Annotated in this window: 2 protein-coding genes; both read right to left on the minus strand. The window is 73.3% G+C overall.

Annotated elements, in window-relative coordinates:
• Positions 1-958 (minus strand): serine hydrolase domain-containing protein (locus tag LQV45_RS33980; protein WP_230012251.1); only part of this gene is annotated, 958 nt, incomplete at its 3' end.
• On the minus strand, positions 955-1,204 hold a 250-nt coding region (locus tag LQV45_RS33985), incomplete at its 5' end, for a fibronectin type III-like domain-contianing protein (RefSeq protein ID WP_230012252.1). The genes LQV45_RS33980 and LQV45_RS33985, both read right to left, overlap by 4 nt.

Here is a 1,204-nt window from a genome sequence, read left to right on the forward strand (position 1 = left end):
GTCCGCCGAAGGGCATCGCGGCCGAGGGCTTCTGGAACACGATCGCGTGGGCGCGGTCGTGTTGACCGAGCACCTCGTCGAACCCGCGCACCTGCTGCTGACCGATCGTCGCGACCGTCTCGGCCGAGAGGAACGGTGCCCGCCCGTCGACACCCGTGACCGCGGCGGCCAGCATCCGGGCGATGCCGCGCGCACTCCCGGTCGCCGAGGTGGCGGGGTGGCCGTAGCTCCAACTCCGCCGGTCGTTGGCCATGTCGACCCCCGGGCGGCCGCCTCCGAACACGTGGGCGCCCAGCGGCGTGACGGCGCGCTCGCCGGGTCCCGCCGCGGGCGGGATCATCGGCAGCACGTCCACGCGCCGCGACTCCTGGTCCGCCGGAAGACCGAGGAAGAAGTCGATGCCGTGAGGGGCGCGGATCTCCTCCTCGTAGAACGCGTGCATCGTGCGTCCGGTCACGCGCTGCACGAGCTCGGCTCCGAGGGTGCCGATGGTGGTGGCGTGGTACCCGAACGCGCTTCCCGGATGCCAGAACGGCACGCTCGCCGCGAGGCGCTCGGCCGCGACCGGCTGGTCGAGCATGTCCACGAAGTCCAGCGCGGGCGTCGCCTGCGGGAGGCCCGCTTGGTGCGACAGCAGCTGACGCACGGTCACGGCGGCCTTGCCCGCCGCGGCGAACTCCGGCCAATACGAGGCCACGGGGGCATCGAGGTCGAGGAGTCCGCGCTCGACCAGTACACCGACGGTGATGCCGATCGTGTTCTTGGACACCGAGTAGGGCACGAGGACGCTGTCCTCACCGAGGTGCGCTCCGCCCCACACATCGAGGACGGGTGCGCCGTGGTGGAACGCCGCCGCCTGGAACGACAGCTCCGGGTCGCCCGCCAGCGCGGCAGCCAGACGCTCGCCCGCCGCCGCCAGACGCGGATCGACGTGGCCGTGCAGCAGACCCGCGGTCATGCGCCGACCTCCCAGCTCTCGGTGAGCGGCGTATGCTCCACCGAGCCGCCGACGTGGAGCGTGTACGAGCCGGACTCGACCTCCCAGCCGCCGTCCCAGTGCGCGAGGCGACGGGCGGGGAGGGGGATGCGGGCCGTCGCCGTCTCGCCGGCCTCCGCGCGCACCGCGGCGAAACCGACGAGCCAGCGCGCAGGTCGATCGACGGCGGAGTCGGCGCGCTCGGCATACACCTGGACGACCTGGCCG

This window comes from Microbacterium sp. Bi128 (genome assembly GCF_918698205.1).